This is a genomic window from Comamonas odontotermitis (assembly GCF_014207855.1).
Lineage (GTDB): Bacteria > Pseudomonadota > Gammaproteobacteria > Burkholderiales > Burkholderiaceae_C > Comamonas > Comamonas odontotermitis_A.
In genome coordinates this window covers 162,627-169,421 of record NZ_JACHKZ010000008.1, presented here as the reverse complement: position 1 = coordinate 169,421, position 6,795 = coordinate 162,627, and the positions used below count along the sequence as shown (strand labels likewise).

The 6,795-nt window shown below is 59.6% G+C and carries 6 protein-coding genes and 1 pseudogene; all 7 read left to right on the top strand.

Features of this window, described 5'->3' with window-relative positions; translation table 11 throughout:
- Positions 1–292, top strand: a 292-nt coding sequence (locus tag HNP33_RS20850) for a hypothetical protein (protein ID WP_221452029.1), incomplete at its 5' end; no start/stop codon positions are given.
- A 34-nt stretch (positions 293–326) separates the two neighbouring features.
- Complete coding sequence (locus HNP33_RS08875; protein ID WP_184707447.1) at positions 327–1,292, top strand: midcut-by-XrtH protein; 966 nt, start codon at positions 327–329, stop codon at positions 1,290–1,292.
- Positions 1,293–1,901: 609 nt separating this feature from the next.
- A pseudogene (locus HNP33_RS21025) lies at positions 1,902–2,858 on the top strand (rhodanese-related sulfurtransferase); the annotation flags it as partial.
- 21 nt (positions 2,859–2,879) lie between these two features.
- A complete protein-coding gene (locus HNP33_RS21020) occupies positions 2,880–3,563 on the top strand; it encodes a glutathione S-transferase (protein ID WP_233464452.1) in 684 nt (227 codons plus the stop codon).
- A gap of 292 nt (positions 3,564–3,855) precedes the next feature.
- A complete protein-coding gene (locus tag HNP33_RS08865; protein WP_184707443.1) occupies positions 3,856–4,860 on the top strand; it encodes a sulfate ABC transporter substrate-binding protein in 1,005 nt (334 codons plus the stop codon).
- A gap of 78 nt (positions 4,861–4,938) precedes the next feature.
- Positions 4,939–5,811, top strand: a complete 873-nt coding sequence (cysT, locus tag HNP33_RS08860) for a sulfate ABC transporter permease subunit CysT (RefSeq protein WP_184707441.1) — start codon at positions 4,939–4,941, stop codon at positions 5,809–5,811.
- A gap of 3 nt (positions 5,812–5,814) precedes the next feature.
- Positions 5,815–6,792 carry a sulfate ABC transporter permease subunit CysW gene (cysW, locus tag HNP33_RS08855; RefSeq protein WP_184707439.1) on the top strand — a complete coding sequence of 326 codons (978 nt, stop codon included), beginning with the start codon at positions 5,815–5,817 and terminating at the stop codon, positions 6,790–6,792.
- The last annotated feature ends 3 nt before the right edge of the window (positions 6,793–6,795 follow it).

Here is a 6,795-nt window from a genome sequence, read left to right as displayed (position 1 = left end):
ATGGCGATGTCGCTCCTGCTGGTGGCGATGGGCGTGGTGCAGCTACGCAGGCGCCAGCACTGATGCAAAAAAACAGCCACCTTCGGGTGGCTTTTTTTATAGCGCGCCTGCAACGCACAAACAAACAAACGAAAGAAACAAAGAAAGAGTCTCCCAGTTCCATAGTGGCGCCAGGGAGCTCTTTCTATTGTTCACAGCTATTGCGCCCCATCCGAGCGCGAAAGCTTGCATCCATCGCGCACGCACGGTGGCTGAATTTGTAAAAAACTATCGCTTATTGCACAATTATTAAGACAACGTTAATATTACAAATATTAACAAATAAGTTGTCATGGCCGTTCTGCCAACGGCTTCCTTCACCGACCAAGGTCGTTTATGACTCGCATCCTCAATACCCCACATTCGCTGCGACCTTTTCCCTTCTGCTTGCATCAAGCTCTTCAACCTGGGCGCAGAGCACGGCCGGCGCTTGCGAGATCGCACTTGGATATGCCGCAGTTGCGGCTCCTCCTGCTGTCACTCCCACCGCCGTTCCGGGTTTGACATTGCTTGGCATCGGAATTCTTGGAGGCCTCTTTGCCGCCATCACCTGGCGCAACAGGCATAAAGGCGGCTTTAACCGGCTGATGTCAGTAGCGCTGATGAGCGGAGCGGCTCTTCTGTCGGTCGCAGGTGGCGATTCCCTGGTCAATGTGGTTCGGGCTGCCGGGCCTTACGAGTTCTCCAGTGCTACAGGCGGCACGGTGGCCGATACACAGGTTGCCTATGCCGATCCAGCCCCCATGCTCACCGTTACGAACACGAGCGGCGGACGCATCAAGATCACCTCCAACGGCAACGCCTCCGAAACAGGCACCTGCACGGTAAATGCAGAGCTAGCGCCAGGAGCCTCATGCACAACACAAGCCTTCGCATGTACTCCACCCCCTCCTGTCGTACAGGAGATCATGATCCTGGCGGCTCCTACATTTACCTGTGACTACAGCACAATTTTGACAACATACCCACAAAGCAACACCAGCGCGTCAGGAGGCACGTTAACCGTCAATCCCCCGGTATTGGATGCAGCGCCATCGTTTGACATCAATGGCGTAACAACTGCTTCAACGTTCACCAGAAATGCAACCCAAGCGGCGTATGCTTCGAATGGAATGATTTCAAATACAAACGACCTGATCTCTGGAATCTTTACTGTGATAGCGACAGCTCCAGCTGGGTATGGATTTGGAGCCAGTCTTTCAAGTACTACGACTTGGGATTTGCCTTTCTCCTGTGGTGTGCCAGAAATGTGAGGTCACCCTATGTGAGCTCCCATAAATGAAATGAGAACCTCCCTGTGCCGAATGGAGCACCAGGGAGGTTCTTTCGTTTCTGGGCTACTCGCCCCGTAGGCCTGATGGCCCGCATCCCCATTCAAGCTGCGCTCAACGGCCACCTGGGCGCACAGCGCGACTACGTCGGCGCCTCGCTGTTGAAGAGCGCCGCCGGTGCGTCAGGTTTACACGGAAATCTACTGGCAACCCGCTTCATCTGCCCGGTCTGCAGCGGCTTGAATCCACAGCGCCAAGTTCTTCGCGTTTTTCCTGACGCAAGTCTAGGACCTGACGAATCCGTTACAGTAATATGCTCACCCGGTTTCAGCAGCTCGGCTGCTCCTGCGTCCAATGACACGGGAAGGCCTCTACCTGGTTAGGCAGATGCAGCGCAGGAAAAAAGCACGCTCCCAGCTCAGCGCAGCGAGTATTCGAAATACGGCTTTGTTTCGCACAGTTCAGATGTAGATCTGACTCATCGTTGTTGCAATGATTAGGATTAGGCATCTTCCACCTAAATCATGCACTTATAGATTTGAACGCAGTAAATCAACAACATAGACCAACCGATCTACTGCCCAGTACCCCATGTCCCAGCAATACCTCACCGCCGCGCTTTACCAGTTCATCGATTTGCCAGAATTTGCGGACTGGCAGCAGCCCCTGCAGGATCTGTGCGACGCCCGCCAGGTCAAGGGCCTGCTGCTGCTTGCCCACGAAGGCATCAACGGCACCATTGCAGGCCTGCCCGATGATGTGCATGCGGTGCTGGACTGGCTCAAGCGCGATGCGCGCCTGTCCGATCTGGTGCACAAGGAGGCCTTTGCGGCCACCAACCCTTTCTATCGCATGCGCGTGCGCCTCAAGCGCGAAATTGTCACCCTGGGCGTGCCAGAGCTCAACCCCGCGCTGAACGCCGGTCAATATGTAAAGCCCGAGGACTGGAATGCCCTCATCAGCCAGCCCGATGTGGTGCTGGTGGACACGCGCAATGATTACGAGGTCGGCATCGGCAGCTTTGAAGGCGCGATCAACCCGCACACCAAGAGCTTTACCGAGTTTCCGCAATGGGTGGCCGAGCAATCGCAGCCAGGCGGTGTGCTGCACGGCAAGGAGCGGATTGCCATGTTCTGCACCGGCGGTATCCGCTGCGAAAAATCCACTGCCTACATGAAGTCGCAAGGCTTTGACAACGTCTACCACCTGCAGGGTGGCGTCCTCAAGTACCTCGAAGAGATTCCGCAGGAAGCATCGATGTGGTGGGGCGACTGCTTTGTGTTTGACGAGCGCGTATCGGTGGGCCACGGACTGCAGCGCGGCCCGCACCAGCTGTGCCGCAGCTGCCGCATGCCCCTGGGCAAGGCCGAAATGCAGCACCCCCACTATGTGCGCGGCGTCAGTTGCCCCTACTGCCATGGCACCCGCACGCCCGAGCAGGAAGCCGCTCTCGCCGAGCGCCAGCGCCAGATGGATCTGGCCGCCGCGCGTGGCGAATCGCACCTGGGCCATACGCAAGCAAGCTCACAACAATCGCGCCAGCAGAAGATGGCAGAGCAGCTGACCGCCATGCAGGGCCTGCCGGTGCTCTACTCCTTCCGCCGCTGTCCCTATGCCATGCGCGCGCGGCTGGCCCTGGCCCAGGCAGGCGTACAGTGTCAGCTGCGCGAGGTCGTGCTCAAGGACAAGCCTGCGGCTCTGCTGGCAGCCTCGCCCAAGGGCACCGTGCCGGTGCTGGTGCTGGCCGACGGCACCGTCATTGAGCAGAGCCTGGACATCATGCTGTGGGCGCTGCGTCAAAATGACCCGGACAGTTGGCTCTCCCCCACGGCAGGCAGCCTGGACGACATGCGCGCCCTGATTGCCCGCAACGATGGCGAGTTCAAGCAGGCGCTGGATCGTTGCAAATACCCCAACCGCTACCCGGAGGCCGATGCTGCTGCCGCGCAAGGCGCAGCCCGTGCTTTCCTCTTGGGCCTGAACGAGCAGCTCGCCGCCACCGGCTACCTGTTTGGCCGCGACCCGAGCCTGGCTGACATGGCGATCCGCCCCTTTGTGCGCCAGTTCGCCGGTATCGACGAAGCCGCCTGGCAGGCCCAGCCCTGGCCGCATCTGCAGGCCTGGCTGACACGTCTGACCGATTCGGCCCTGTTTGAACAGGTGATGAACAAGTACCCCGCCTGGCACCCGGACGAGGCAGGCGTGCTGTTTCCCGCAGACGCCAATACGCTGGAAGGTGAAGCCTCCGTCTGAGTAGAAGTAAGTACGGGCCGCGCCCACACTACAAAATCAATAGCTGCTAGCGCCATGTAGATTGGTGCTAGCAGCTTTTTATATCACCAAGAACCTGAAATCTGTAACCCAAATGGGGTCAGACTCCATTGACTCGACCTTTTCAAGACCGCGGCATCCCAAGAGGCAGATCTGCGACTTTTTCGTTCTATATTCCCAAAACACCATAAATAAAAAAGAATATATTCGTTTGAGTTTTAAAAACAGAAGTCCACAATTTGCTACATCAATCCATACAAGCGGGTAGCAGAACATGAAATTCGGTGGAATCAAGTCTTTGGTGGTAGCGGCTGCTGTGGTGGCCAGTGGTTCGGCCCTGGCCCAGAACCAGTTGCTCAATGTGTCGTACGACGTGGCGCGCGAGTTCTACAAGGACTACAACGCCGCCTTCATCGCTCACTACAAAAAGACCAAGGGCGTTGATGTGAAGGTGGACCAGTCACACGGCGGATCAAGCGCGCAATCCCGCGCCGTGGCCGAAGGGCTGGCCGCCGATGTGGTCACCTTCAACACCACCACCGACGTGGAGTACCTCGCCGAAAAGGGCGTGGTCGCCAAGGACTGGACCAAGAAGTTCCCCAACGACGCATCGCCCACCACATCGACCATGCTGTTTCTGGTGCGCAACGGCAACCCCAAGGGCATCAAGGACTGGGATGATCTTGTGAAGCCCGGCGTGCAAGTCGTGGTGGTCAACCCAAAGCTCGGCGGCAACGGCCGTTACGCCTATCTGGCCGCCTGGGGCCAGGTGCGTGAAAAGGGTGGCTCGGACGCCGATGCGCAAGCCTATGTCAGCAAGCTCTACAAGAACGTGCCCGTGCTGGCCAAGGGCGGGCGCGACGCAACCGCCGCCTTCCTGCAGCGCAATGTGGGCGATGTGCTGATCACGTTTGAGTCGGAAGTCGTCTCCATCGAGCGCGAATTCGGCAAGGGCAAGGTCGATGCGGTGTACCCATCGGTCAGCGTGACGGCCGAGAACCCTGTGGCGGTGGTCGAGCGCACCGTCGAGAAGAAGGGCACCAGCGCCCTGGCCAAGGATTATCTGGATTACCTGTACTCCGACGAAGGCCAGGAAATTGCGGCCAAGCACGCCATCCGCCCCCGCAGCGAAGCCGTGCTGAAAAAGCATGCCGATGTGTTCAAGCCGATCAAGCAGTTCACGGTCGCCAAGTACTTTGGCAGCCTGGGCGAAGCGCAGAAGACCCACTTTGGCGATGGCGGGCAGTTTGACAAGCTGTTCACCGGCGACAAGAAATAAGAGCCAAATTTGTCTATAGCGCCCGCCAGTCGGGCGCTCTGCGCTCCTGCACTCATCGTAAATACCGGACTGCGATTCATGTCTGCTGCACTCACTGCCCCGGCCACCGCCGCGCCTGCCCCCCGCCGGGGTGCGGCTCGGCGCGTGCTACCGGGCTTTGGCCTCACACTGGGCTACACCATTTTCTACCTCAGCATCATCGTGCTGATTCCGCTGGCCACCCTGCTCGTCAAGACCTTTGAGCTCACCTGGGCACAGTTCTGGAAAGTCATCTCCGACCCGATCGCCGTGTCGGCCTACCAAGTCACGTTTGGCGCCTCGGCCATTGCCGCGGTGGTCAACCTGGTGTTTGGCATGCTGATCGCCTGGGTGCTGGTGCGCTACAGCTTTCCGGGCAAGAAGATCATCGACGCGCTGGTCGACCTGCCCTTTGCGCTGCCAACGGCTGTGGCCGGCATCTCGCTCACCGCCCTGCTGGCCGACAACGGCTGGATCGGCCAGTACTTTGCGCCGCTGGGCATCCAGCTCGTGTTCAACAACGTGGGCATCGTGATTGCGCTGATCTTCATCGGCCTGCCTTTTGTGGTGCGCACCGTGCAGCCCGTGCTGGAAGATTTCGAGAAAGAGCTGGAAGAGGCCGCCGGAAGCCTGGGCGCCTCGCGCTGGCAGACCTTCTACAAGGTGATTCTGCCCGCCATCGGCCCGGCCCTGCTGACCGGCTTTGCCATGGCCTTTGCACGCGCTGTGGGCGAGTACGGCTCGGTCATCTTCGTGTCGAGCAACAAACCGATGGAGTCGCAGATCACGCCCTTCGTCATCATGGCCAAGCTGGAGTTGCACGATTACGCAGGCGCCACCGCCATTGCGATGGTGATGCTGGTGATCTCGTTCGTGCTGCTGCTGCTCATCAACGGCCTGCAAAGCTGGCAACGCAAACGCGCGGGGATCTGAACCATGCAATCCATGTATCTGTATCTGCTGGCCGGTGTGGTTGCCGTGCTGGGCGCGGTGATCGCCAGTTACCTGTATGTATCGCACCGCGAGGGCCCGCAACCCACCAGCACGGTGACCGAGCCGCGCTGGGTACGCTGGAGCCTGATTGGTGCCGCGCTGGTCTTCATGCTCATCTTTCTGGTGCTGCCGCTGCTGGCCGTGTTTGTGGAAGCCCTGCGCAAGGGCTGGGACACCTACGTGGCGGCGCTGACCGAGCCCGACGCGTGGTCGGCCATCAAGCTCACCCTGCTGACGGCGGTGATCGCCGTGCCGCTGAACCTGGTGTTTGGCGTGGCGGCAGCCTGGGCCATTGCCAAGTTCGAGTTCAAGGGCAAGGCGCTGCTCACTTCGCTGGTCGATCTGCCGTTCTCGGTATCGCCCGTGGTGGCGGGCCTCACCTATGTGCTGCTGTTTGGCGCCAATGGCTGGTTCGGCTCGTGGCTGGAGGGGCACAACACCAAGATCATCTTTGCCGTGCCCGGCATCGTGCTGGCCACCATCTTTGTGACTTTCCCATTCATCGCCCGCGAGCTGATCCCGCTGATGCAGGCCCAGGGCAGCGATGAGGAGCAGGCCGCCATTGTGCTGGGCGCCACCGGCTGGCAGACCTTCTGGAAAGTGACCTTGCCCAATATCAAGTGGGGCCTGATCTACGGCGTGATCCTGTGCAACGCGCGTGCAATGGGCGAGTTTGGCGCGGTGTCGGTGGTTTCGGGCGCGATCCGGGGCCAGACGGTGACCATTCCGCTGCAGGTCGAAATCCTGTATGCCGACTTCCAGTCGTCAGCCGCATTTGCCGTGGCCTCGCTCCTGGCACTGCTGGCACTGGTCACGCTCGTGCTCAAGACTTTTGCCGAGTGGCGGGCCGAAAAAGACCGCCAGGCCGCCGCCAGTCTGCCACCCGAGCGCCCGCGCGATGACAGCGCCGTGGCCGCCTGAATA

What these genes read in the sequence shown, in the direction of transcription:
- HNP33_RS21020 (WP_233464452.1), top strand. Translation starts at nt 2,880, where the DNA reads ATGCAGGGCCTGCCGGTGCTCTACTCCTTCCGCCGCTGTCCCTATGCC.
- HNP33_RS08865 (WP_184707443.1), top strand. Translation starts at nt 3,856, where the DNA reads ATGAAATTCGGTGGAATCAAGTCTTTGGTGGTAGCGGCTGCTGTGGTG.
- cysT (WP_184707441.1), top strand. Translation starts at nt 4,939, where the DNA reads ATGTCTGCTGCACTCACTGCCCCGGCCACCGCCGCGCCTGCCCCCCGC.
- cysW (WP_184707439.1), top strand. Translation starts at nt 5,815, where the DNA reads ATGCAATCCATGTATCTGTATCTGCTGGCCGGTGTGGTTGCCGTGCTG.